Source organism: Rhodovulum sp. FJ3 (assembly GCF_032918305.1).
Taxonomy (GTDB): domain Bacteria; phylum Pseudomonadota; class Alphaproteobacteria; order Rhodobacterales; family Rhodobacteraceae; genus SAT37.
In genome coordinates, this window is the sequence record NZ_JAWJUU010000002.1 from 157,463 (window position 1) to 181,475 (window position 24,013).

At 59.9% G+C, this 24,013-nt stretch carries 21 protein-coding genes, 1 tRNA gene and 1 pseudogene; 10 read left to right on the forward strand and 13 right to left on the reverse strand.

The window, feature by feature from the left end:
• Positions 1 to 31: 31 nt before the first annotated feature.
• Both R1W00_RS05735 and R1W00_RS05740 read right to left on the reverse strand, forming a co-directional pair.
• Entirely contained in the window at positions 32 to 742 is a 711-nt protein-coding gene (locus R1W00_RS05735; RefSeq protein ID WP_317261770.1) for a sugar transferase, read from the reverse strand.
• Between the two features lie 82 nt (positions 743 to 824).
• Positions 825 to 1,163, reverse strand: a complete 339-nt coding sequence (locus R1W00_RS05740; RefSeq protein WP_317261771.1) for a hypothetical protein — start codon at positions 1,161 to 1,163, stop codon at positions 825 to 827.
• Positions 1,164 to 1,605: 442 nt separating this feature from the next.
• On the opposite strand from R1W00_RS05740, the gene R1W00_RS05745 reads away from it, so the two are divergent.
• Complete coding sequence (locus R1W00_RS05745) at positions 1,606 to 3,756, forward strand: polysaccharide biosynthesis tyrosine autokinase (RefSeq protein ID WP_317261772.1); 2,151 nt, start codon at positions 1,606 to 1,608, stop codon at positions 3,754 to 3,756.
• A 75-nt stretch (positions 3,757 to 3,831) separates the two neighbouring features.
• Here the strand turns inward: R1W00_RS05745 and R1W00_RS05750 are convergent, their stop codons facing one another.
• A complete protein-coding gene (locus R1W00_RS05750) occupies positions 3,832 to 4,596 on the reverse strand; it encodes a metallophosphoesterase (RefSeq protein ID WP_317261773.1) in 765 nt (254 codons plus the stop codon).
• 156 nt (positions 4,597 to 4,752) lie between these two features.
• Here R1W00_RS05750 and R1W00_RS05755 point away from each other — a divergent pair, with 156 nt between their 5' ends.
• The 7 genes and pseudogenes from R1W00_RS05755 to R1W00_RS05785 form a co-directional block, all read left to right on the forward strand.
• Positions 4,753 to 6,885 (forward strand): YjbH domain-containing protein, encoded by a 2,133-nt coding sequence (locus R1W00_RS05755; RefSeq protein ID WP_317261774.1) that lies wholly within the window; start codon positions 4,753 to 4,755, stop codon positions 6,883 to 6,885.
• The gene (locus R1W00_RS05760) at positions 6,882 to 7,535 is read left to right on the forward strand and encodes a YjbF family lipoprotein (RefSeq protein ID WP_317261775.1); all 654 of its coding nucleotides are present in this window, start codon (positions 6,882 to 6,884) and stop codon (positions 7,533 to 7,535) included. Before R1W00_RS05755 ends, R1W00_RS05760 begins: the two co-directional genes overlap by 4 nt.
• Before the next feature lie 34 nt (positions 7,536 to 7,569).
• Positions 7,570 to 8,979, forward strand: a complete 1,410-nt coding sequence (locus tag R1W00_RS05765) for a polysaccharide biosynthesis/export family protein (RefSeq protein WP_317261776.1) — start codon at positions 7,570 to 7,572, stop codon at positions 8,977 to 8,979.
• A gap of 374 nt (positions 8,980 to 9,353) precedes the next feature.
• Positions 9,354 to 10,454 (forward strand): ABC transporter ATP-binding protein, encoded by a 1,101-nt coding sequence (locus tag R1W00_RS05770; protein ID WP_410901537.1) that lies wholly within the window; start codon positions 9,354 to 9,356, stop codon positions 10,452 to 10,454.
• 90 nt (positions 10,455 to 10,544) lie between these two features.
• Positions 10,545 to 11,654 carry an extracellular solute-binding protein gene (locus R1W00_RS05775; protein ID WP_317261778.1) on the forward strand — a complete coding sequence of 370 codons (1,110 nt, stop codon included), beginning with the start codon at positions 10,545 to 10,547 and terminating at the stop codon, positions 11,652 to 11,654.
• An 82-nt stretch (positions 11,655 to 11,736) separates the two neighbouring features.
• A complete protein-coding gene (locus R1W00_RS05780; protein ID WP_317261779.1) occupies positions 11,737 to 13,326 on the forward strand; it encodes an ABC transporter permease in 1,590 nt (529 codons plus the stop codon).
• Positions 13,327 to 13,334: 8 nt separating this feature from the next.
• A pseudogene (locus R1W00_RS05785) lies at positions 13,335 to 14,189 on the forward strand (ABC transporter permease); the annotation flags it as partial.
• Positions 14,190 to 14,273: 84 nt separating this feature from the next.
• Here R1W00_RS05785 and R1W00_RS05790 read toward each other — a convergent pair.
• From R1W00_RS05790 to R1W00_RS05820, 7 genes are read right to left on the reverse strand one after another with little or no spacing between them, the layout of a single operon-like run.
• Complete coding sequence (locus R1W00_RS05790) at positions 14,274 to 15,203, reverse strand: AEC family transporter (protein WP_317261781.1); 930 nt, start codon at positions 15,201 to 15,203, stop codon at positions 14,274 to 14,276.
• A 1-nt stretch (position 15,204) separates the two neighbouring features.
• Positions 15,205 to 16,002 (reverse strand): MBL fold metallo-hydrolase, encoded by a 798-nt coding sequence (locus tag R1W00_RS05795; protein ID WP_317261782.1) that lies wholly within the window; start codon positions 16,000 to 16,002, stop codon positions 15,205 to 15,207.
• On the reverse strand, positions 16,002 to 16,808 hold the full coding sequence (locus R1W00_RS05800; RefSeq protein ID WP_317261783.1) for a TatD family hydrolase: 807 nt from the start codon (positions 16,806 to 16,808) through the stop codon (positions 16,002 to 16,004). The genes R1W00_RS05795 and R1W00_RS05800 overlap by 1 nt, the downstream gene beginning before the upstream one ends.
• An 11-nt stretch (positions 16,809 to 16,819) precedes the next feature.
• On the reverse strand, positions 16,820 to 17,956 hold the full coding sequence (locus R1W00_RS05805; RefSeq protein WP_317261784.1) for a DNA polymerase III subunit delta': 1,137 nt from the start codon (positions 17,954 to 17,956) through the stop codon (positions 16,820 to 16,822).
• On the reverse strand, positions 17,953 to 18,576 hold the full coding sequence (tmk, locus tag R1W00_RS05810) for a dTMP kinase (protein WP_317261785.1): 624 nt from the start codon (positions 18,574 to 18,576) through the stop codon (positions 17,953 to 17,955). The genes R1W00_RS05805 and tmk overlap by 4 nt, the downstream gene beginning before the upstream one ends.
• 16 nt (positions 18,577 to 18,592) lie before the next feature.
• Positions 18,593 to 19,753, reverse strand: a complete 1,161-nt coding sequence (locus tag R1W00_RS05815; RefSeq protein ID WP_317261786.1) for a D-alanyl-D-alanine carboxypeptidase family protein — start codon at positions 19,751 to 19,753, stop codon at positions 18,593 to 18,595.
• 39 nt (positions 19,754 to 19,792) lie between these two features.
• Positions 19,793 to 20,638, reverse strand: coding sequence for an SPOR domain-containing protein (locus tag R1W00_RS05820; protein WP_317261787.1), 846 nt, complete (start codon positions 20,636 to 20,638; stop codon positions 19,793 to 19,795).
• 194 nt (positions 20,639 to 20,832) lie between these two features.
• On the opposite strand from R1W00_RS05820, the gene R1W00_RS05825 reads away from it, so the two are divergent.
• Positions 20,833 to 20,922: transfer RNA gene (locus R1W00_RS05825), tRNA-Ser, on the forward strand.
• 345 nt (positions 20,923 to 21,267) lie between these two features.
• On the opposite strand, the gene R1W00_RS05830 is transcribed toward R1W00_RS05825, so the two are convergent.
• Entirely contained in the window at positions 21,268 to 21,690 is a 423-nt protein-coding gene (locus tag R1W00_RS05830) for a thermonuclease family protein (protein WP_317261788.1), read from the reverse strand.
• Between the two features lie 242 nt (positions 21,691 to 21,932).
• Between R1W00_RS05830 and R1W00_RS05835 the strand changes: the two genes are divergently transcribed.
• Positions 21,933 to 22,226 (forward strand): DUF6916 family protein, encoded by a 294-nt coding sequence (locus R1W00_RS05835; protein ID WP_317261789.1) that lies wholly within the window; start codon positions 21,933 to 21,935, stop codon positions 22,224 to 22,226.
• Positions 22,227 to 22,229: 3 nt separating this feature from the next.
• Here the strand turns inward: R1W00_RS05835 and R1W00_RS05840 are convergent, their stop codons facing one another.
• Entirely contained in the window at positions 22,230 to 22,769 is a 540-nt protein-coding gene (locus R1W00_RS05840) for a GNAT family N-acetyltransferase (protein ID WP_317261790.1), read from the reverse strand.
• Entirely contained in the window at positions 22,750 to 23,994 is a 1,245-nt protein-coding gene (locus R1W00_RS05845) for a hypothetical protein (protein ID WP_317261791.1), read from the reverse strand. Before R1W00_RS05845 ends, R1W00_RS05840 begins: the two co-directional genes overlap by 20 nt.
• Positions 23,995 to 24,013: the final 19 nt, after the last annotated feature.

A 24,013-nucleotide genomic window follows, 5' to 3' on the forward strand; every position in this document is an offset into this window, starting at 1 on the left:
TTCAAATGCCCTTACGTCACTTTTGCGGCGTTCAGTGTCCAGAGCCGCCCCGCAGCAATTCCTTGGCAATGGTTTTCACCAGAATTTTGAAATCACCGTACAGAGAGGCCGTGCGGATATACTCCAGATCCAGTTCAAGTCGACCGCGTGCGGCCTCATAGCTGGAGGTCGGCCCGCGATAGCCGTTGACCTGCGCAAGGCCGGTAATTCCGGGCAACATGCCGTGGCGATACATGTAGCGGCGGTCAAAATCCTCATACCGAACACCTGCAGCCAGCATGTTCGGCACATGCGGGCGCGGTCCAACGAACGACATGGTGCCGTTCAGGACGTTGATCAGCTGCGGAAGTTCGTCAATCGAGGTGCGGCGCAGAAATGCACCCACTGGCGTGACACGATTGTCGTTGCTGGTGGTCTGTTTCACGCCCGTTGCATCACCGCTTTCGCTATACATCGTGCGGAATTTGTAAATGCGGAACAGCTCACCGTTGAGGCCATAGCGTTCCTGGCGGAAAAAGACGGGACCGCGGGAATTGATTTTGATGGCCAGTGCCACACCGATCAGGAGTGGAAAAATCAAAAGCAGCCCGAACACCGCACCGAAAATATCGAGCACGCGCTTCGTAGCGAAGTAAAAGGTACGAAATGACCGCTTGGACCGGACATTCAGTTTGGACGGTCTAGTGGTGGGAAACGGAGCAATCTGACCTTCAATGAGGTCATAATAAGCGTCGTCTTTCAATGGACTATCCCTCTACGCGTGGCACCGGTCACAGGAACGAAAGAGGTGGGAGACCAGAAATTGGCCCCCCGACCCATACAAATTATTGAGCGGTCGACGTAGTGCTGGTCGTCGTGGTCGTCGAGGTGCTTTCGCCTGCACCGGCAACCAGCGCCACCAGCAGGGCGGCGGCGCCACCTGCGGCTGCGACACCCGTCGATGCCAGAGCAGCCTGCGAAGCGGTAAAGCCATTGGCCTGCAGGATCGAGGTGCATTGCGCGATCTGGGCTTGGCTCAGGCCAATCGCGGCTGCGTTGGCAGCGCCGGCAGCGGCCAGCGCCTGTGCGGCGGCCTGACAGCTTTGAACGGTAAGGGCCTGCGCCTGTGCTTGGGGCGCCAACAGGCAGAGAGCTGCGGCGGCGGGGGTCAAAAACTTAAACATGAGGAGGGCTCCCAAACTATAAGGTCGGCAATTGTCTCTACGCATAGCAACGCGATGCTCTGACGTCACCACGAAATACCGAATTCGGGACCGATTGGAACGACGAAGTTTAAAAAAAACTCGTTAACCTCCTGAACCGGCATAATTTTGCCGCAAATGCGAGAAAATCTGACGAACTGCCCGTCAAATTTGCGACGACCTGCATACTTTTGATGCGAATCAATACCCAATTCGGTGAGGTTTTAGTGATTTATCGCAGCCAGTGAGGGTTAATTGATTCACGGGTTGCGTTTTTTCCCATTTTTGTGGTTTTTGACCAAAATTGGACCGACGCCCCTCTTTCGGGGTATATCCGTCTAGAATCGGATGCGATTTTCAAACGATTTTCGTCCCGATACAGGGACATCTGAGACGCAGATACGCAGGAATAGAATAAACGCGCATGACCCAGAATTTTCCCTCGCTATCCAAAAGCCCAATGGCACATGCGACCTCTGGCGGGGAGGATGTGATCGACCTCGGGCAGGTGTTTGGCATTTTATGGCGCGGCAAGTTCATTATCGCGGTGGTGGCGTTTCTTTGCGTGGCGCTGGGTGTGTTCTATTCCCTTGGGGTCGCGACGCCGATCTACCGCTCTACCTCTGTTGTGATCCTAGAGACCCAGCCTGCCCAGATCGTGGATATCGAAAGTGTCGTTGGGGGCCTGAGCGGAGAATCTACTGAGCTGAACTCGGAGGTCGAAGTCCTGCGCAGTCGCGGCCTGATGCGGCATGTGGTTGAAGAACTGAACCTGCGCGACGATCCCGAGTTCAACGAAACTCTGAACCCGCCCAGCCGTGTGTCGGAACTGAAGTCGTGGGTGAAAGGGGTGCTTGGCAGGCCTGAGGCCGCCGAGCCCGAGGCCGAACAGGCCCTGCGTATGGAGACCGACAGGGTGATTGCGACCCTGCTCAAGTCCGTTTCCGTGCGCAACATTCCCCAGAGCTTTGTCTTTGAGATCACGGTCTCCAGCCAATCCGCGGTTAAGGCCGCGCTGATCGCCGACACGATCGCCGAACTCTATATCGAAAATCAGATCGCCGTGAAATTCGAGGCCACCGAAAAGGCGACCGTCTGGTTGACTGATCAGGTTGCGACACTGAAGCAAGAGCTTGAGGTCGCAGAGTCCCGCGTGGCAGAATTTAATGCGCAAACCGATCTGATCAGCCTTGAGGACCTTCAGGCGCAAGAGCGTCAGATGAAGGACCTGCGGGATCGCATTGTGACCGCGAATGTGTCCGCCGCCGCAGCACGCCAGCGGCTTGAGGCGCTAGAAGAGGTGATGAACGACACCCGTTCGGCCAAGGTCACGGTTGCTCAAGATCCCCAATTGGATCGCCTCTTTGCCGGTTTGCCGCTTGATCCGACGCCGGAACAGGCCCGCGGTTTTGATCAGCGGTTTGCGCTTTTGCTGGATCAGGCGCAGACAAACCTGACCCGCGCGACCCAGCAGGTCGGCGCGCTTGAGGCGGCTGCGGTCCGCCTAGAGGCCCAGAATGCCCAGCAAAGTGACGATCTGATCGCGTTGCAGCAATTGACGCGCGAGGCCGAGGCATCTCGTCTTTTGTACGAATACTTCTTGGGTCGCCTCAAGGAAACCGCTGCCCAGCAAGGTATTCAACAGGCCGACAGTCGGGTTCTGTCCACCGCCGTGATCCCCGCCCAAGCCAGTGAACCGCGCGTGGGGATTTCGATTGCGATGGCTGCTATTGTGGGGCTTTTCATCGGCGCTTTGATCGTCTTGTTGTTGGAGACACGCGCGCAAACCTTCCGCACGGCTGCGGACCTTGAGCAAACGACCGGCTACACTGTGATGGGGCAATTGCCGATGGTGCCGGTGCGTCGCCGCAAGGATGTCATCCAGTATCTGGCCGACCGACCGACATCTGCCGCGGCCGAGGCGGTGCGCAACCTGCGGACGTCGATCATGTTGTCGAATTTCGACACGCCGCCGCAGGTGATCCTGACGACCTCGTCCCTTCCAGGCGAGGGCAAGACCACTGTGTCCCTGTCCCTTGCCCAGAACTTTGTCGGGATGGGCAAAAAGGTGCTCTTGGTCGAGGGTGATATTCGTCGCCGCGTCTTTGGTCAGTATCTGAACACCGATCAGAAACAGGGGCTTGTCGCTGTCATCAAGGGCGACGCCCTGCTTGAGGATTGTGTCATCAACGATCCGCGGGTCAAGGCCGATATCCTGATTGGCGAAGAAGCCAAGGTGAACGCGGCCGACCTGTTTTCGTCATCGGCTTTTGGCGATTTTATTGCGAAAGCCCGAGAACAATATGACGTCATCATCATTGATACGCCGCCGGTTCTGGTTGTGCCGGATGCGCGTATCATCGCCAAACACGCGGATGCGGTGCTGTTTGGGGTGAAATGGGACACGACCTCGAAAACCCAAGTGCAAGACGCCTTGCGGATGTTTGAATCCGTGGGTCAGAAAGTGTCCGGTCTTGTTCTGGGCCAGGTCAGCCCTGAAGGCATGAAGCGCTATGGCTATGGCGGGCGCTATGGGTCCTATGCGGCCTATGGGGCGAAATATTACAACAACTGATCGCGGCCAGCGCAGGTCACATTGAATACCCCCGATGCAGGCGCGTCGGGGGTTTTTCGTTGGGCGCGTCGGAATTTAGGCCTGAATGAATTCCACATCGCCCGGCACGACCATTGCCGCGGTCAGGCGCCCCGTCGCATAGGCGCCGGTGTCAATCGCGATACGCCCGTTGCTGACCGTCGGTGTCGGGGTGATCGTATGGCCGTGCACAACCCAGACCCCGTCCTGTCGCGGAAGGTGGTCAAAGTCGCGATGCCCCCACATCAACGTCGCGCGGTCTTGCAGGTCTAATGGCACCGCCGGATCAGCCCCTGCATGCACCACGACGACATTCCCGTTTTGCCACGACAAGGGGCGATCGCGCAGCCATGCCTCAATCGGGCCCAGTTCATCGCGCAGCCTATCGCGCACGTCGATCAGGGCCTGACCGTTCGTGCCCTCGCTGACACCACGCAGGCCAAAACTTGCCAAGGTTTGCAAGCCGCCATAGCGCAGCCATCGTGCGCCCCGTTCTTCAGGTGCCTCCAGAAACTTCAAAAACATGTCTTCGTGGTTGCCCAGAAGACAGACAAAACGCTCGCCAAGGGCGCGGTCAAGCTCCATCAGACGGCGCAGCACAGCGGCGTTTTCCTCGCCGCGATCCACATAGTCGCCCACACAGATGATCGGGGCATCGCCCGGGCGCGCAAGGATACGGTCGATCAGGCGGGCAAATAGGTCATCGCACCCATGGATGTCACCAATGGCGAAAAACGCATCGTCGGGTGCAATCGGGGCGTCAAAACGCTGGGGCACAGTGCGCGGTTTTTTGCGTGTAAACAGCGATGTCAGTGCCTTCATGCCCGGGGCCTCGATTTGTCGTTTTTTCTATGTGCTTTCGGTGCTTATATAGAAAAAATTAGATCTCCCCAAAGAGAAAAATCTCGTTTCAAACTAGCCAAGTCCGCACGGATTTGTGTACACATCAATAAATATAAATCATTCGACCCCGAGCTTATGTCGCAGCAGCTATATCCCAAGATCCTACTTGCGAGCCTATGCCTTGGTGGGGCGGCGCCCGTGGTGCATGCCGAGACACGGCCCAGCCTGTCGTTTTACGGTTTGCCGGGTCTTATTGATACGCCAACGGCCTATAGCCTGCCTGACGGAAACCTTGCACTTACCAGCGGCTATTACAGTGGCGTGGTTCGCAACACGTTGACGTTTCAGATTACCGATCGCCTGACGGGTAGTTTTCGCTATGCCTATCTTGAGGATTATGATCTCGGGGGAAGCCTAAGCCGCTATGACCGGTCGTTTGACGTTCACTATCGGTTCGTGGATGAGGGCGAATACACGCCTGCCGTTGCGGTTGGTCTGCGCGATTTTGGCGGAACCGGCGTGTATGGGGCGGAATATCTGGTGGCCTCTAAATCCTTTGGCCCGGCGCTGCGTGCGTCTGGCGGGATCGGCTGGGGGCGACTGGGCAGCTATAACAGTTTCGACAACCCGTTGGGCATTCTGGATGACCGCTTTGATACCCGACCTGGACCGGGGGATATCAGTCAGACGGGCCAGCTTGATTTCGGAACGTGGTTCCGTGGTCCCGCGGCCCTGTTTGGCGGAATAGAATGGGACGTTAACGACCGGTTGACCCTCAAGGCCGAATATTCCTCTGACGCCTATGATGAAGAGGTCGCCAGACTTGGCTTTGACCGGCGCAGCCCTTTCAGTTTCGGCGCGGATTACGCCTTTGATAACGGGGTCAATCTGGGCGGCTATTACATCTACGGATCCGAGGTCGGTGTCGTCCTGAGCTATGTTCTGGACCCGCGTGCGCCTGCGATCCCGGGGGGGCGTGAGATCGGGCCGGAACCGATTGCCCCGCGTCAGTCGGCAAGCGCCCTTGGCTGGTCCGAGGATTGGGTCACGGATGCGGCACAGACATCGGGTCTGCGCAACCGCGTGGCCGAGCGTCTGACCGATGCGGGCCTGACGGTCGAGGCGGTGAATCTTGGCGCCGATCGCGTCACGGTCCACCTGACCACCGGTCGCTATGACATCGCGCCACAGGCTTTGGGACGGGCAGGGCGCGTTCTGGCCAATACACTGCCGGGTGGGGTGGACACCTTTGTCCTGATCCCGTCCAAGGCGGGTGTGCCTTTGTCGCGCATCACCCTGAAGCGTAGCGATCTTGAAGAACTGGAATTCGAACTGGACGGCACATGGCAAAGCTATGTGCGCGCCGATATCGCGGATGCGGCGGATGACGCGCCCGCACCCGAGGCCCTGTTGGCGACGGCCTTTCCAAAATTCTCGCTGGACTATGGGGCCTACCTGGCGCCGTCGTTGTTTGATCCCGATAACCCTGTGCGTGCCGATTTGGGGGCACAGCTTGATCTGTCTTATGTGCCGCGCCCCGGTGTGATCCTGTCGGGCCGATTCCGTCAGCCGGTGATCGGCAACCTTGATCAGAGCACACGGCCCTCCAATTCCGTTCTGCCGCATGTGCGCTCGGATTTTAACATCTATGACCGCGAAAGCGATTTTGAGGTCACCCACCTGACGGGCGAATATTTCTTCCGTCCGGGGGCGAACCTCTATGGTCGTGTTTCGGCGGGCTATCTTGAGCGGATGTTCGGCGGCGTTTCGGGCGAAGTTCTGTGGAAGCCGATCGATAGCCCCTTGGCCATTGGGGTCGAGGTCAACTATGCCAAGCAGCGGGATTTCGATATCCTGTTCGGCTTTCAGGATTATGATGTCCTGACCGGTCACGCCTCTGCCTATTATGACTTTGGCAACGGGTATTTGGGCCGGATCGACGCGGGCCGTTATCTGGCGGGCGACTGGGGCGCGACGTTTACGCTGGACCGTGAGTTTGCCAACGGTATGCGCGTGGGGGCCTACTTTACCCTGACAGATGTCTCGTTCGAGGATTTCGGAGAGGGCTCTTTTGATAAGGGCATCCGTCTGAGCATCCCCCTGTCGTGGCTGTCGGGCGAGCCGTCCCAATCGGGTTTTGGCACCACGATTTCGCCGACCACGCGTGACGGGGGGCAACGCCTGAACGTGCGCAACCGTCTCTATGATGTGACGCGCGATCTGCATGACCCGCTGTTGGCACAACGCTGGGGGAAATTCTGGCGATGAGTATGGGACTGCGCATATTCGGGGCCGGTGCCCTTGCCTTGGCCTTGGCCGGATGCAGCGGTGCAAACCAGACCAAACTGGCCGCAGCCGTTTTGCCGGACCTCTATACGACGGCGGAACGGGATCTCGCGGCGCTGCGGGTGCAGGGGGCAATTGATAATGGATCGCCGGTTTCTGTGGTGATCCTGACCGATCGTGGGCAGAACTCGGGTCTTGTACCGATCAATGAAAACCGTGGTGTTGTGACGTGGCTGGGCGTGGATGGCTCAACCCTATCGACGCGCGACGGGTTGATTATTGCGACGCGGGGATTGGGGGGCGATCTGCTGGCGGCGGATGTGTCCCAGACCAATGCCCTGTTGCAGGCGCGCCAACCCGGCCGGGTTCAGCGGTTTCATACCGAATTGACCGGCGACATTCAGGCCGATACCCGCGCCTTTGTCTGTGATATCACCGACAGTGGTCCCGGGGTTCTGGAATTGCCCGATGGACCGCGTGACATCCGTTTGATGATCGAGAACTGCTATGGTGCGCAGGCCGAGTTCCTGAACCTCTACTGGATCGCCGACACAGACGGGACGATTTTGCATTCCAGCCAATGGCTGGGCCCGACAATAGGAAACGTGACACTGCGCCAACTGCGGCCCTAGGTTACGACGGAATGAATAAGAGGGATGGTCGCCAATGACCAAGACAGTGAGTGAAATGTCCTTGAGCCGCCGCGCGCTGACGCGGGCTGCGGCCCTGTGTCTGGCGATGGGCGTGTCGGCCTGTGGCGTCGCCTATCACAGCCCCAAGGTTCAGGAAATTGCGTCGGACGGGGCCAAGGTCCGCGTGGTCCCGCTGACGACAGAAACGGTGTTGGTGGCAAACCGCACGACCTATGAACCGCAGGCCCTGCCGGCGATTTTCAACACGACCGCCGGAAGCGCGAGCAGTTTGCGTGGGGCAGGGGCCCTGCCGCCCACCGCCAATGTGCCCGAACGCCGTCCCGCCGCGCTTGAGACCCGTTTGCCGCCCGCCGTGACCCAAGGTCCCTATAAGATCGGTGTTGGCGACGTGATCGTTCTGGCCACACCCAGCGGGGCGCAGACATCCGTTGAACAACTCAGCGGTCTGCTTGCCGCGCAAAGCCGTCGCCAAGGCTATACCGTGCAGGACGATGGCGCGATTGCGATCCCCGATGTGGGGCGTGTGAAGATTGCGCAGATGACGCTGGAAGAGGCCGAGGCCGAGATTTTCCGTGCCTTGGTGGAAAACCAGATCAACCCCACGTTCAGCCTTGAGATTGCCGAGTTCAACTCGAAAAAAGTGTCGATCGGGGGCGCGGTCAGTTCGCCGCGTGTGGCCTCGATCACCTTGACGCCGCTCTATCTGGATGAGGCTCTGGCCCTGTCCGGTGGCGTGACCGATGTCGATCCCGATTATACCACGGTGCGGCTCTATCGTCAGGGCGCGCTCTATCAATTGCCCTTGCGTCAGCTTTACGCGCAAGACGGATTGCAACGGATTCAGTTGATCGAAGGGGACAGTGTCTTTGTCGATACCGAATTCCAGCTGGATCAGGCCGAGGCCTATTTTGCCGAACAAATCCGGTTGGCCGAGTTCAAACAGACCGCCCGTGTGCAGGCCTTGAATGAACTGGAGGTCGAGGTCGCGATCCGCCGTGCTCAATTGGCCGAGGCGCGTCAGAACTTTGAGACACGTCTGGAACTTGGCGCGGTCAAACAGGACTATGTCTATCTGACAGGCGAGGTGCGCACGCAGACACGCTTTGCCCTGCCGTTCGGTCAAAAGGCCACGCTTGCGGATGCGATTTATGACGGGGCGGGTGGTATTCCGACCGAAACGGGGAACGTGCGCCAGATTTATGTCTTGCGCGGGTCCGAGGATCCCCGCGAATATAACGCGGTCACCGCCTATAACCTTGATGCCAGCAATGCCGCGAACCTGCTGGTCGCGACACGGTTCGAATTGCGTCCCAACGACGTGATCTTTGTCGCCGAGCAGCCTGTCACCCGTTGGGGTCGTGTGATCGACCAGATCACGCCCAGCCTGGTTGTGGCGGGCGTCAATCAGGCCGCGGGCAATTAAGTCAGGCCATTTTGGTGCAGAAACTAGGGGCGTCCATTTTGGGCGCCCTTTCTCTTGTGCATGGTGTGCCCAAAATTTACTCGCTATGGGGTCCGATCTGGCCTAAACTTTTGCCAGATGGAAAAAAATTAGTCAGGCTAAACGGTTTTCGCGAAACGCTGACTCGTGAAGGCACCATGGCTCAAAGGGATCTGCACGGAAATTTGGCTATGTACCTGTCAAATTTTCCACAGTGCTAGCGCCGGACAAGTCGCAAAATGCCGGTTGCCGGTCGTTTTGGAAACGTGGTTGCATGCGTGACATAGGATGATACCGTCAAAGCAATAAGGATTCTAAGTGGCCGAACAAATCGGCCCGAGAAAAACAGGGGAGCCATTTTGTCCACCGCGCCCGAAAACGGTTTCGTGGTCTTTGATCGCGTACAAAAAAGTTATGATGGCGAAACTCTCGTCGTCAAAGATCTTAACCTCTCGATTGGCAAAGGCGAGTTTCTGACGATGCTCGGCCCGTCGGGGTCCGGCAAAACCACCTGCCTGATGATGCTTGCGGGGTTTGAAACCGCAACGCACGGCGAAATCCTGTTGGATGGTAAGCCGATCAACAACATCCCCCCGCACAAACGCGGCATCGGGATGGTGTTCCAGAACTACGCCTTGTTCCCGCATATGACGGTTGCCGAAAACCTTGCCTTCCCTCTTGAGGTACGCAAGCTGGGCAAATCCGAGCGTGAGGCCAAGGTCAAACGCGCCCTAGAGATGGTCCAGATGGGCGATTTCGGCGGCCGCCGTCCGACCCAGTTGTCCGGTGGTCAGCAACAGCGTATCGCGCTGGCCCGTGCGTTGGTCTTTGAACCGGAACTGGTTCTGATGGACGAACCGCTGGGCGCGCTCGACAAACAGCTGCGCGAACACATGCAGTTCGAGATCACCAATCTGGCGCACTCGCTGGGGATCACCACGGTTTACGTGACCCACGACCAGACCGAGGCCTTGACCATGTCGGACCGTGTTGCGGTGTTTGACGACGGTCGCATCCAGCAACTGGCGCCGCCGGATCTGCTCTATGAAAAGCCGGAGAACAGCTTTGTTGCCCAGTTCATCGGTGAGAACAACACACTTGAAGGCGTGATCAAGGAAATCAATTCCGAACGCGCTGTGGTCCAATTGGACGGTGGTGAGTTGATCGATGCAATGCCCGTAAACGTGTCCAAGGCCGGTGAGCGCACCAAGGTGTCGATCCGCCCCGAACGCGTTGAATTCAACAAGGACCGCCTAAGCCCTGATGCGCGCACGCTCAAGGCTGAGGTCATGGAATTCATCTACATGGGCGATATCTTTAGAACCCGACTGCGCGTCGCGGGCCGTGACGATTTCGTCATCAAAACCCGTAACGCCCCCGACCAACGTCGCCTGCAAGCCGGCGAGATGATTGAGATCGGTTGGTTGGCAGAAGATTGTCGCGCGCTGGACGCCTAAGTCCCCGCGCGTGATGAGATGACCCCGCGACCTTGCCCGGTGGTGTGGGGCCCCCAAGACAAACGGGCTGTAAACAAGGAGAGACTAAGCATGAAACTCAAGACAATTATGCTTTCGACCGGCGCCATCGCCGCTGCTGCCTCGGCGTACGCCGCAGGCCACGGCATGGCCGACAGCATGACCTTGGTCAGCTGGGGCGGTGCCTATCAGGCGTCGCAAACCAACGCATACTCGGATCCCTACAAGGCCGATCACGACGGTCTGGAAGTTGTCTGGGACGAAAGCTCGAACGAAGCTGTGGCCAAACTGCGCGCCATGAACGAAGCTGGCAACATCACCTGGGACCTGGTTGACGTTGTGGCCTCGGACGCGATCCGTCTGTGTGACGAAGGTCTGGCTCTGGAAATCGACCACGACGAAGTTCTGGCCGCTGCGCCCGATGGCACCCCCGCCTCGGAAGACTTTGGCGACCTGCTGGTCTCGGATTGCTTCATCCCGCAGATCGTTTACTCGACCACCGTTGGCTATCGCACCGATCTGGTGGGCGACACCGCGCCGACCGACATCTGCGCGATCTTCGATCTCGAAGCTTACCCGGGCAAGCGCTCGCTGGAAAAGCGTCCGATCAACAACATGGAATGGGCACTGCTGTGTGACGGCGTAGCCAAGGCCGACGTTTACGACGTTCTGTCGACCGAAGCTGGTCAGGACCAAGCTCTGGCGAAACTGGACACCATCAAAGACAACGTTGTCTGGTGGTCGGCCGGTGCTGACACGCCCCAGCTGCTGGCTGATGGCGAAGTTGTAATGGGTTCGACCTATAACGGTCGTCTGTTCTCGCTGATCGAAGAGCAGGACCAGCCCGTAGCGATGCTGTGGGACGCACAGGTGTTCGACCTTGACGGCTGGATCGTTCCCGCCGGTCTGCCCGAAGACCGTCTGGCTCGCGTCATGGACTTCCTGCACTTCGCAACCGACACCCAGCGTCTGGCGGATCAGGCGAAATACATCTCCTACGGTCCGGCACGTGCATCGTCCGCACCGCTGGTAGGTCAGCACGCAACGCTGGGCATCGACATGGCTCCGCACATGCCGACCGATCCAGCAAACGCCACCAACACCTTCCTGTACAACTACGAATGGTGGGCTGATTACCGCGACGATCTGGATGCAAAATTCCAGGCGTGGCTGGCGAAATAATAGGTCTCTGACCTAACGCTTGCGGGGGCCTGACAACGGGCCCCCGCACCAAATAAAAACAACATTTTCAACAGGAAACGGTATGAGCGACGCCTCCCAAGCCGGCCCGGTGCTTGCGGCCGACGGCACCCCATTGAAAAAGAGTTTGCAGCGTGCCCTGCGGGCGCAGAAACTGCGTGCCCTTGCCCTGATCGCACCCCTGCTAATCTTTATTCTGGTGACCTTTGTTGGCCCGATTGCGGATATGCTGTTCCGCTCGGTCGAGAACGCCATCGTTTCCGAGACCCTGCCGCGCACTGTTGTCGCGCTGGAAGACTGGGATCACGAAGCGGGCGAGGCTCCGCCTGAAGACGTCTACCGCATGATGACCTATGACATGGTCACGGCGGCAGAACTGAAAACGCACACCCGTCTGGGTTCGCGTCTAAACTATGAAACCACCGGTATCTCCTCGATGTTCCGTAAAACGGGCCGCCGCGTTGATGATTTCGGTGAGGACTACACCGATCAATTCGTCGCGCTGAACCCCGCGTGGGAAGAGCCCGCGACTTGGGCCGCGCTGATGGCGGCTTCGACCGATCCCTTCGCGATTTCACCCGCCGCCGAGCAGGCGCTGCCGGAAACCGCGTCGATCTATTCCGATTTTGCCAAGACGATTGCAGAAAAAGATGGCGATAGCGTCACCGAGGAAGAGCCGTGGCATCCGGTCTATCTGGCCCTTTACACGGACCTGATCGCAAACCCCGACGCGGCCTCGGCCTTTAGCGGCGAGAGCGCGGCGTTGATCGCAGACGCTGCTGCTGCGGTGCCCACGTTTGAGGTCACCACCACCAAGGACCTGTTCGTCAAAGCCGACAAAGGCTGGACCGATCCCGAGGTGTGGGGCACGATCAAGGCCTTCACCCCCGAATACACCAGCGGCTATTTCCTTGCCTCGGTTGACCTGAAAAAGTCGCCCGACGGGATTGAGAGCCTGCCGGAAGATCGCCAGATCTACATGCTGCTCTTCAAGCGCACCTTGTTCATGAGCCTGATGATCATGGGCAGCTGTGTGATCCTCGGCTATCCGATTGCGTTTCTGCTGGCCAACCTGCCGATGCGCACGTCGAACCTGTTGATGATTCTCGTGCTGTTGCCGTTCTGGACCTCGCTTTTGGTGCGGACCTCGGCGTGGAAAATCCTGCTGCAGCAACAGGGCGTAATCAACGATATCCTTGTGTGGATTGGCATTGTGGATGACGCGGATCGTCTGGTGATGATCAACAACCAGTTCGGTACGATCGTGGCCATGACCCATATTCTGTTGCCGTTTATGATCCTGCCGCTCTATTCCGTGATGAAGACCATTCCGCCCTATTACGTGCGTGCGGCCAAATCCCTTGGCGCGACGAACTGGGTGGCCTTCTGGCGCGTCTATTTCCCGCAATCTGTGCCGGGGATCGGGGCGGGCTGTATCTTGGTCTTTATTCTGGCCATCGGCTATTACATCACGCCCGAACTGGTGGGTGGCACCACCGGGACGTTCATTTCCAACCGGATCGCCTATCACATTTCCAGTTCGCTGAACTGGGGTCTGGCGGCGGCCTTGGGCACCATTCTGTTGGCGGTCGTTCTGATCCTGTACTGGGTCTATGACAAGATCGTCGGCATCGACAACGTCAGCTTGGGCTAAGGAGAAAAACCATGGAACTACCCCCTTATGCCACAACGGGTCAGCGCATTTGGCACTATACCTTTAAGGTGCTGTGCGGCCTGATCCTGTTCTTTCTGATCGCGCCGATTGTGGTGATCATCCCGCTCAGCTTTAACGCCGAGAACTTTTTCACCTTCACGCCGGGGATGCTGGCGTTTGAGGCGGATGCCTATTCGTTCAAGCACTATCAGGATTTCTTTAGCAATCCCGACTGGCAGCAAGCGCTGGTGAACTCGGTTCAAATCGCGCCGGTTGCGACGCTGTTGTCGGTGTCCTTGGGGACGCTGGCGGCGGTGGGTCTCAGCCAAGATCACGTGCCATTCCGGCGCGCGATCATGGCGATCCTGATCTCGCCGATGATTGTGCCCCTGATCATCTCGGCGGCTGGTATGTACTTTTTCTACAGCCGGATCGGCCTACAGGGCACCTATGTCGGTGTGGTTCTGGCGCATGCGGCCCTTGGCATTCCGTTCGTGATCATCACCGTGACGGCGACACTGGTCGGGTTTGACCGGTCGTTGACCCGTGCGGCGGCGAATATGGGCGCGGATCCCGTGACCACGTTCTTCAAGATCCAAATGCCTCTGATCCTGCCTGGTGTGATTTCGGGTGGCCTGTTTGCCTTTATCACCTCGTTTGATGAGGTGGTTGTGGTTCTGTTCGTCGGCTCGGCCGGTCAAAAGACCCTGCCGTGGCAGATGTTCACCGGTCTGCGCGAGCAGATCAGCCCGACCATTCTGGCGGTGGCGACGATCCTTGTTGGGATTTCGATTGCCCTGTTGACCACGGTCGAGTTGCTGCGCCGTCGCTCGGAGCGGCTGCGCGGGATGTCGCCGGGCTAATCTGGCTGACAGTTTTGGAACAGAGAAAACCGGGCCTTTGGGCCCGGTTTTTGTTTGAGTATTTGGGCCAAGATGAAGGGGGCGTCAGGGCAGGATGGCCAGCCAGACCCAGATGGTCAGGATCGACATGGCCGTGCCGATCAGCACCGAGGAGGCCGCGACGCGGCGGGCGGCGCCGTACATGTTCGCGAACAGGTAGGTGTTGACCCCGGGCGCCATGGAGGCGGTCAGGACCGCCGAGCGCATCTGGCCGGTGCTGAGGCCCAGAGCCGTACCCATGCCGAAGGTGATCATCGGGTGGAGCAGCAGCGAGAGCGCGCAGGCAAAGGCGATGGCGCGCAGGTCGCCCTCAGGCCGGTAGCGATAGAGGACGCCGCCAAGGGCGAAGAGCGCGGCGGGCAGGGCCGCGCGGATCATCAGGCCAAGCGCCTCGGACACGGGGCCGGGTAGGGTGAGGCCCGAGAGGTTCACGATAAAGCCGAGAGTGATCCCGATCACCAGCGCGTTTTTGAACATCGCCTTGAGGATCGCGCGCAGGGTCGAGAGCGCGTCGTTACCACGGTTGCGGACGGTTTCCATGACGCTGATCCCGATGCAATAGCAGATCGGCGCGTGGATCGAGATGATGGCGTAGTTTGGGGCGAGGGCGTCGGGGCCATAGGCGCGCTCGGTGATCGGCAGGCCAAGGAGGAGCGAGTTCGAGAACAGCCCGATAAAGCCGATGGCGACGCAGTCCTCCCAGTCGCGTTTGAACAGGAACCGCGCGCCCAGAAGGCCGACGGTAAAGCCCGAAATCGCGCCGGTATAAAAGGACAGCAGCAGGCGGATTTCGAAGTTCTGTCCGAGGTCCAGCGTCGAAATCCCGCTAAAGAGCAAGCAGGGGATCGCGAAGTTCTGGGAAAACTTCATCAGCCCGTCAATCGCGGGTTCGGTGATGAAGCGGCGCCACGTCGCCAGATAGCCGAAGCCCAGAACGAGGAACACCGGCAGGATGACGTCGATCAGCGCGTTCATGCTAGAGCTCCAGCGTCAGGGTCATCCCGTCGTAGGCCGGATCGATGTGATCGGCGGTCTCGGCGGCCACGGTGTCATGGTCCAGATCAATGTGCATATTGGTCAGCACGGCGCGCGCGGGCGACAGGCGGTCGATCCAGTCCAGCGCCTTGTCCAGATGCAGGTGCGTCGGGTGCGGCGTGCGGCGCAGCGCGTCGAGGATCAACACCGACAGCCCGTCCAGTTTCGGCCATGTCTCGTCATACATTTCGACCACATCGGGGATATAGGCCAGATCGCCGATCCGGAACCCGAGGGCGTCGATGCTGCCGTGATCGACGCGCAGGGGGGTAAATGTGATGTCGCCACCCGCGCCGGAGATGGTCACGTCGCCCTTGATCGTGTGCATGTCCAGAATCGGGGGATAGGGCGAATCCGCCGGTTGGATAAAGGCATAGCCGAACCGCGAATAGAGGGCGTCTTGCGTCGCGCCATCGGCCCAGACCGACAGGCGGGATTTCATGTTGAACACGATCTGGCGCAGGTCATCGAGGCCATGCACGTGGTCGGCATGGGCGTGGGTGTAGATCACCCCGTCCAGTTCGCCAACACCCGCGCGCAGCAGTTGCGCGCGCATGTCCGGTGTCGTGTCGATCAACACGCGGGTGATGCCGGTGTCATCTTCGCGTTCGACCAACAGGGAACAGCGCGTGCGCGTGTTCTTGGGGTTGGTCGGGTCGCAATCGCCCCAGTTATTGCCCAACCGTGGCACGCCGCCCGATGAGCCGCAGCCAAGGATGGTGAAATGCATCCGCGCCATTATGCGGCCGCCTTATAGGCGCTGACCTTGGAGAACAGGCGGTCGAAATTGGCCTGTGTCTGGGCCGCGAAGGCGGGGTAATCCATGCCGAACACATCCGCGCCGACATGTGCGGTCAGGGCGCTGTAGGCGGGTTCGTTGCGCTTGCCGCGATGGGGCGGGGGCGCGAGATAGGGCGCGTCGGTTTCGACCAGAATGCGGTCAACCGGCGCGGCGGCAAATATATCGCGCAGCTCTTGCGATTTCGGAAAGGCCGCGATGCCCGACATCGACAGGTAAAACCCAAGGTCCAGTGCCGCGCGGCCCAGTTCGGCAGATGAGCTAAAGCAATGCATGACACAGCTATAGGGCCGCTCGTCGTAGGCTGTGCGCAGGATATCGGCCATGTCGTCATCGGCGGCGCGCGCGTGGATGATCAAAGGCAGGCCGGTTTCCTGTGCGGCGGCGATATGGATGCGCAGGCTTTGTTTCTGCACCTCGGCGCTGTCGGCGGTGTAATGGTAATCAAGGCCGGTCTCGCCGATGCCGACGAATTTCGGATGCTGGGACAGGGCGATCAGCTCGTCCACGGTCGCCATGGGTTCGTCCGCCGCGCTCATCGGGTGGGTGCCTGCGGCATAGAACACGGGGTCAAACCGTTCGGCGATGGCGCGCACGGTGGGTTCGTTGCGCAGGCGCGTGCAGATCGTCACCATCCGCGTCACACCGGCGGCGACGGCGCGCTCAATAACGTCGGGCAATTCATCGGCGAAATCCGGAAAATCCAGATGGCAGTGACTGTCGGTGATATGTGGAATTGTGCTCATGCGCCTGCCTGTCAGGCGGCAAATTTCGCCGCCGTCTGATCAATCTTAAGGACGGTATCAAGGATCAGCGCCGCAGGGTCAAGGTTGACCGCCCGTCCGTGCCGGATTCTGCCGCCAAGTTCCGCACCCAGCGCGGCCCAGCCTTGGGCGGCGGTCACATTCGGGGCAAGCCGGGACAGGATCGCGGTCTCATCCGGTGCGGCCTCGGGGACAGGCGGGGCGCCGGCACCGGTGCGCGCCAGACGGATCAGGAACAGGTCCAACAGGCGCAGTAACAGGTCCAGTTTCGCCTCGGCCCCTTTGCCGGTGACACTGTTGGCAAGGGCAAGGGCACGCGGGCGATCAATACGCGGCGCACCGGCAAACAGCGCCAGCAGGGTGCGGTACATGTCCAGACCGTCGAGGTTTGTCAGGCGGATTGCCTCGCCTACGGATCCGCCGGACAGCGCGGCCAAGGCGGTCGGGTCGGTTACATCCGCGCCCGCTTGGATCAGGGCCTGTTCCATGTCATCGGCGCCCAGCGTGTCCAGCCGCAATTCGCGACAGCGCGAGCGGATCGTCGGCAGCAGGCGCGAGGGCTGGTGCGAGATCAGCATCAGGATCGCATCGGCGGGCGGCTCTTCGAGGAGTTTTAGCAGGGCGTTGGCCGCGTTCGGGTTCATCTCATCCGCGCTATCGACGATCACGACGCGGCGTCCGCCATCGGTCGCGGAGAGGGAGAAAAAGGTCTTGAGCTTGCGCGCCTCATCCACGGTGATGACGGTTTTCATCCGCGCTGGCTTCTTGCTGTCATCCCACGCGCGGCGCAGCACGAACAGACCGGGTTCGGCCATGGCCTGCATCCGGCGGGCCACGGGATGATCCGGTGCGATGTCCAATGTTTCGGGCGGGGGCGGCGCGCCGAACAACCCGTCATCTCCCGCAGGTGGGGTCGCCAACAGGAACCGCGCGATCCGCCACGCCAGCGTCGCCTTGCCCACGCCGCGCGGACCGGTGATCAGCCATCCGTGGTGCAACCGGCCCGTGTTATAGGCCTCAAGAAACGCGGCCTCGGCGCGGGATTGCCCGATCAGGCGTGCGGTGTCACGCGGGTGCGGGGCACCTTCGACGCGGTCAGCCTCGGGGATGTCTTCGAGATCCGTGCTCATCCCAATACGCGGTCCATATGGGCGGCGATGTCGGCGGAGACGGCCTCTTGCGGGCGGTTGCCGTCAATCACCACGATGCGGTCGGGAAATTCATCGGCAAGGTTCAGAAAGCCCTGACGGCTGGCCTGTTGCAGGGACAGGCCGAAGTCCTCGAACCGTTCTTCCGCTCCGCCACGCCCCTTGGCGCGGGACAGGCCGGTTTCGGGGTCCATGTCGATCAGAAAGGTCAGGTCGGCCTCACGCCCGATCATCAGCGCGTGCAGCTGATCCACCTCGGCGCGCAGTTGGGACCGTGTGATGCCCTGATAGATGCGGGTGCTGTCGACAAAGCGATCCGAGATCACGATGTCACCGGCGGCCACGCGCGGCGAGATGGTCTTTTCCAGATGGTCGCGGCGCGCGGCGGTGAACAGCAACAGTTCCGTTTCCGGCGACCACCGGTCCGGATCCCCCTGCAAAACCAGCGCGCGGATGTCCTCGGCCCCCGTAGACCCACCCGGTTCACGGGTCAGATGCACGGCGCGGCCCGTAGCGCGCAGATGCTCGGCCAACAGGCGGGCCTGGGTCGACTTACCCGAGCCGTCGATGCCCTCAAACGTGATGAACAGGCCCGCGCCCATGTTTACCGACCCTTGCTCACAGGCCTGCGGCCTCGGAGTTGATCTTTTCAAACAGGACCGTTGCGGCGGTGCGCAAACGGGGCAGGAAGCCGCCCTTGGCCACGTCGTTTTCCGCCAGCAGGGGCACACGCACCTGTTCCATGTCGGGCATGTCGATCACCAACTCGCCAAGGGGTTGGCCCTTGGTCACCGGCGCGGTGACGGGGGTTTCATATTCCACGGTCGCGCTGATCTCACCCTGCAGAACCGCAGGCACCAACAGGTTGACGTCCTCACCGGCGACCAGACCCACGCGATGCGCATCGCCGAGCCAAACCTGCGTGTCCGTCAGGCGCGCGTCGGCCTTGACCACCGTGCGCTGAATGAACTGACGAAACGCCCAGTTGACCAAACGCTCGGCCTCTTCGGCGCGCTCGGCCTCGGAATTCAGGCCGGAAATCACCACGATCACACGGCGGTTGCCCTGAACGGCCGACCCCACAAGGCCATAACCCGCCTCTTGGGTGTGGCCGGTTTTCAGACCGTCGGCGCCAATGTTCAGACGCAGAAGGGGGTTGCGGTTGAACCGGTTTTGCGGCGCGCGGCCATCGAAATCAAACTCGGGCTGACCGAAATAGCCGTAGTATTCGGGGAATTCGGTGATCAGCCGGTTGGCCAGCGTGGCAAGGTCTTTCATGCTCATCCGCTGGTTCGGGTTGGGCCAGCCGGAGGCGTTTGCAAAGGTCGAGGAGGTCATCCCAAGCGCCTGTGCGCGTTGGTTCATCAGACGGGCAAAGGCGTCTTCGGTGCCCGCCAGCCCCTCGGCCACGACAACACAGGCGTCATTGCCGGACTGGACGATGATCCCTTGGATCAACTGCGCCACGGTGGGGCGGTCGGTTTCGTCCAGAAACATGGTCGAGCCGCCCATGTTCTTGGCCTTGGTCGAGACGGTGAACTGGGTGTCCAGCGACACGCGCCCGTCGCGCAGGGCCTCAAACAGCATGTTCAGCGTCATCAGTTTCGACATCGACGCGGGCGGCAGGGGCGTTTCGGCGTTCTTGGACAACAGAACCGTGCCGGTCGTCTGGTCCAGAACATAGGCCGCCGTCGCGCGGGTCTCGAATGCGGCGGTGGCCGCGGTGGATAGGCTGATCAGGGCGCACAGCGCCGTCACAAAGGCAATCAGGTGTCGCATGGGGCGTCTCTTGTCTCGTTTCCGCGCAGGTGCTTCGGTCTAGTTGGTAACGAAATAGGCGTCGGTATAGCCCAACTCTTTGACAGTCTTCAAAAGGGCGGCGCGCTGCGAGCTGTTGCCAGCGGGGCCAACGATCACACGCCAGAACGGTTTGCCCTTGCTTTCCTGGGCCAGGATTTCAGGCACCAAACCCCCATCGCGCAGGATCTTGCCCGTGCGGGTGGCGTTGGCCTCGACACTGAAGATGCCGACCTGAATGAACGGTTTCTCAAGGGACGAGGTCGCCGCCGGAGCCGCGGCAGGTGCCGGTGTGGTGGCGGCTGGGGCGCCCTCTTTGGTGTCGTCCATGGCGTCGAGGGCCGCGGCCGCAACCGCAATCGCATCATCATCGGCCAAGGTTTCGGTCTCAATCTCTTCGCTGGGGGCCAGCGCGGTTGCCTCAACCGGCGGCTCAACCGGAACCTCTTCGCGGCGCAGGGCCGTGACGTTCAACAATGTCGGCTGACCGGCCAGCATTCCGATGGCCGCCGCCGCGTCCGAGGACACCTGCAATTTCGGCCCGGGCAATTCGCGTTCACGGCGGAATAGCGCCCCGATCACGAACTTGCCGTTGGTCTCGTTGCGGATGATCACACGCTCAGGGTCGGTCGCGTCGGTCGAGGCAACCCAAACCCCGCCCAGCGACGGACGCCCGTCCCACAGACCGTTTTCATTTGCCTGAAACACATCGGGTGCTTCGACGTCGCGCTCGACCAAGGTGGTCGTCGTGCTGGTTTCCGGTGCGGTGGTTGTGGTCCCGAACAGGGACGCGCCTTCCTCGCAGGCGCTCAGCGCTGCGATACTGCAGAGCGCCACCCAAAGCCGCCCTTTTGCCAACTGCGTCATTCCTCATGCCCCTCTGTGCGCGAAAACTGATGTTTCGCTTGTCCCAAAGGCCCGATCTGCCTGTCCCCAAGCCTTTGCGCGTCATGATAGCGGGCACAAGGGGGTATGGAAAGTGGCCTGCACCCACCGGTGGCAAAAAACGGCCAGCAAGGACGCTTTCAGAATCAATTTTCAGCGAGTATGCACCCCTGACCGGAGGAGTGGCAGAGTGGTCGAATGCACCGGTCTTGAAAACCGGCGTGCGTGAAAGCGTACCGTGGGTTCGAATCCCACCTCCTCCGCCATGACCCAAGCTATCCGCGTTTCGCCCGATCAACGTTTTGGCAACCGGCCTCCCGACCGTAAGCAAGCATCTACGTTTTTGTAGGTGGTGAACCTTTTGGTTTGATGGTAATACCGCGTGCCTTTGGCGTGACAAATTCCGGTTTTTGATTTCTTGACAGCAGGACTGTTGGACGCCGTTTCGACCTGTGGGCGATGACAATGATAGGGGCGAGAGCCTGCGTGGCAGCCGTCTTTATTCAACCCGCCAGAGTGGCTGGCCGAAGGGGTTGGGAACTGGGCTAAGGTCAAAATACACGCGATGACGATGGGCCGCGCGGTTCTAGATATTGTCATCGCCATAGTGCCTAGCGGCAGTACTTATGTAGGATCAGTTGCTGACTTTTATTGGTTTCAAAAGCCGAATAGCGGCCGCCAGAATAGCGTGGGCAATCGCGGGCATGCCCCTGTTGAACCGCAAGAGCCGCAATGTCCGTCCCGTCGTTTAGGTAGCAACTCCCCACGAGGCGGTCATATGTTTTATCCCCGTTTAAAGCGCATTTAAGGGTGGCATCAGTGACGAGGTTAATCATCCACTCTTTGGCGGCTTTTCCGCCTTTTTCGGATAGTTCTGGTCCATCCAACCCGTTGAGACGGATTGGGATGTCTGCAACCTCAATCGTGTCGACATCGCGGATGTGGGTAACGGTGCCCTCAATCCATGTGTCGGCAAATGCCGGCGTGATAGAGGATACAAGTACGGTGAGGGTAATAAATGTGTTTCGGAACATACCACAGGCCAAATCATGAACGTGGCACTGACGCTATCACGGGCGTTAATAAAGGTTAACAAATGGTTAATTGATGCAGCGCGGAATGCCGGTGATTTAACGATTTCTGTCGCGTAGTTTACTGATCAGAGCGGGTTTACGTCATGCATGCTAAAATCATCTCGCAAGCCCGGAGACGTAAGGTTGGCAGGCCTCGCGAAATTCCCTAGCTTCAAAGTGTTATGGCTGGAGGGAAATTGGCTATGCTCGACACGAAACACGCCACGCAAAAGGATTTCGTGCCCTTTCTAGAGGCCGCCTTCGATGTTGTTTCGGTGGAGCCTGCGCTGAGCTTGCGGTTGGTTGAGGTCAAACCGCTGGCCACTGGTGATCGTGCAGGCGGGGCGTTTTCGCTGTTGTGGCAGGGGCCTGCGGACCTGCAACTGGCGCAGGGGACTTATCGCCTGAACCACGTTGATCTGGGGCCTGTTGATCTGTTTCTGGTGCCCGTCGCCCAAACGGACGAGGGGCTGCAGTATGAGGCGATTTTCGGCTAACCCTTAGGCACGGACAGGGGCGGGCACGGTCCAGATCATCAGGTCGTAAACGCCCTTATCCTCGGCCTGTTGAAACCCCAACCGATGATAGAGCGTCATGGCGGGGTTGGTCTTTTCCACATGAATGCCGACCTGTTTTCCGGCGCGCGCGGCTTCATCCATCACGTCCTGTAACACCGCCCGTCCGATCCCGCGCCCACGCGCCTCGGGCATCAGGGCAATGTCGATGATGCGATGTTCGCGCCCCCAGCGTTCCAGATAGAGCCGCCCGATGGGCCGTCCCGCCTGTTCCATCACCAGCCAGAGCGCATCGGGATAGTGTTTCTGGTAATGGCTGTGCTGGGCCGTGAACTGCATCTCGATAAAGGCCTGCTTGTCGGCTTCGGACCACGGAACAAGGTTCAATTCGTCCTCTCGGGTTGACCGGTAAAGCGCGGTCAGAAAACCCATATCGTCGTCCGTTATGGGCCGCAGGTGCAGCCCATAGCGCGTTGCGTGATGTAGGGGCAGGGGGTGCGTCACCCTAGTCCGCCCCGATGTCACCCGCCGATGGCGTGACGTCCTGTGTAACCGCGTAATTGGCCACCTTTTCCCCGATCGGGGTCCAGCCTGTGCGCCAGAACGCGCCGCTCTCTTGTGCGGTGTAGGACAGGGTCCGGTCCGCCCCGTTGTAGAGGAACATGTTCAGAGCGCCGTCCGCGTTCGGAAACAGGGAGATCGCCGTCGGCCCCGTGCCGCGCATAAAGGTCGCCACGCGCGGCGTGGTCCAGTGATGCGTCTGGTTGGCCACTTGATAGGTGGCGTAGATGGGGCTGTCGTTGCCCGACCCGACATGGGCCGCGACGTAAAGGCCGCCATCGGCGCAGTAACTGACCGCAATGTCCTGAATCTGCTGCTCAAACGCGGCAAAGAGAACCCAGTCCGAGAAGGTATCCGAGTTCACGTCGGTTTGCGCCTTCATATAAATCCGCGACCCCGAACGGCCAAAGATATGGACAAGCGACGCACCATCCATCGCCATTTCGATTTGATCAATCGCAACAACCGCGCCATCGATCATCGGTTGCCATCCGGCCCAGATTTCGGGGGCCAACGGATCGGTGCCGGTTTGAAAATTGATATAGGGTTGGCGGTTTGAATTGACGCTGCACAGGATGATGCGGCCATCGGCATTGGCACAGGCCGTCAGGCGCGATGAGGCACCGGGCATTTGCACCCAGTCCGACCACGGCTGTTCCGGCGGGTAGGCGGTTTTGGCGACGACCTGCACCGGCTCGGTCATACCCGGGGGAACCACGAATTGCACCGTCTCAACGATCTGTGGCGGGTTTTCGTATTTCCACCAGATCTGACCGTCCTTGCCCTGAGACAGGGCAAAGACATTGGTCAAACCGTCGAGGCCGCTGGTCAGAAGAGAGTTGCCAAAGGCACTGACCCCCGAGGGACGGCCCAGATCAACAGGGTCGATGAACCGGTCCTCACCTGCGGCGGTGTTTTCGGTGATATAGGTCAGGTTATGGGTCGCCCTGTCCTGCGCCAGAATGGACACATAGCCGTCCAGTGTGGTCCATGCCGACAGGGGCGAGGTAGCATAGCTTGCTGCGCCAAGGCGGGTTGCGGTGCTGTTGAACGGGCCGTTTTCCGTGGTTTGGTCGAAATAGACCAGCGCACCGTCGTCCTGAACCGCCGCGATGAACACGCGGTAATAGGACACAGAGTCGTCGGGCATGACGGGGGTGGCGTCGTCGATGGTTTGTTCAATAGACATGTGGTCGTCCCTTGTGTGG

Excerpts from the sequence above, each read along its gene's own strand:
- R1W00_RS05835 (WP_317261789.1), top strand. The coding sequence starts at position 21,933 with ATGCTCGACACGAAACACGCCACGCAAAAGGATTTCGTGCCCTTTCTA.
- R1W00_RS05750 (WP_317261773.1), bottom strand. The coding sequence starts at position 4,596 with ATGAAGGCACTGACATCGCTGTTTACACGCAAAAAACCGCGCACTGTG.
- R1W00_RS05845 (WP_317261791.1), bottom strand. The coding sequence starts at position 23,994 with ATGTCTATTGAACAAACCATCGACGACGCCACCCCCGTCATGCCCGAC.
- R1W00_RS05780 (WP_317261779.1), top strand. The coding sequence starts at position 11,737 with ATGAGCGACGCCTCCCAAGCCGGCCCGGTGCTTGCGGCCGACGGCACC.
- R1W00_RS05745 (WP_317261772.1), top strand. The coding sequence starts at position 1,606 with ATGACCCAGAATTTTCCCTCGCTATCCAAAAGCCCAATGGCACATGCG.
- R1W00_RS05765 (WP_317261776.1), top strand. The coding sequence starts at position 7,570 with ATGACCAAGACAGTGAGTGAAATGTCCTTGAGCCGCCGCGCGCTGACG.
- R1W00_RS05775 (WP_317261778.1), top strand. The coding sequence starts at position 10,545 with ATGAAACTCAAGACAATTATGCTTTCGACCGGCGCCATCGCCGCTGCT.
- R1W00_RS05815 (WP_317261786.1), bottom strand. The coding sequence starts at position 19,753 with ATGCGACACCTGATTGCCTTTGTGACGGCGCTGTGCGCCCTGATCAGC.
- R1W00_RS05805 (WP_317261784.1), bottom strand. The coding sequence starts at position 17,956 with ATGAGCACGGATCTCGAAGACATCCCCGAGGCTGACCGCGTCGAAGGT.
- R1W00_RS05830 (WP_317261788.1), bottom strand. The coding sequence starts at position 21,690 with ATGTTCCGAAACACATTTATTACCCTCACCGTACTTGTATCCTCTATC.
- tmk (WP_317261785.1), bottom strand. The coding sequence starts at position 18,576 with ATGGGCGCGGGCCTGTTCATCACGTTTGAGGGCATCGACGGCTCGGGT.
- R1W00_RS05740 (WP_317261771.1), bottom strand. The coding sequence starts at position 1,163 with ATGTTTAAGTTTTTGACCCCCGCCGCCGCAGCTCTCTGCCTGTTGGCG.
- R1W00_RS05820 (WP_317261787.1), bottom strand. The coding sequence starts at position 20,638 with ATGACGCAGTTGGCAAAAGGGCGGCTTTGGGTGGCGCTCTGCAGTATC.
- R1W00_RS05760 (WP_317261775.1), top strand. The coding sequence starts at position 6,882 with ATGAGTATGGGACTGCGCATATTCGGGGCCGGTGCCCTTGCCTTGGCC.
- R1W00_RS05795 (WP_317261782.1), bottom strand. The coding sequence starts at position 16,002 with ATGGCGCGGATGCATTTCACCATCCTTGGCTGCGGCTCATCGGGCGGC.
- R1W00_RS05790 (WP_317261781.1), bottom strand. The coding sequence starts at position 15,203 with ATGAACGCGCTGATCGACGTCATCCTGCCGGTGTTCCTCGTTCTGGGC.
- R1W00_RS05800 (WP_317261783.1), bottom strand. The coding sequence starts at position 16,808 with ATGAGCACAATTCCACATATCACCGACAGTCACTGCCATCTGGATTTT.
- R1W00_RS05755 (WP_317261774.1), top strand. The coding sequence starts at position 4,753 with ATGTCGCAGCAGCTATATCCCAAGATCCTACTTGCGAGCCTATGCCTT.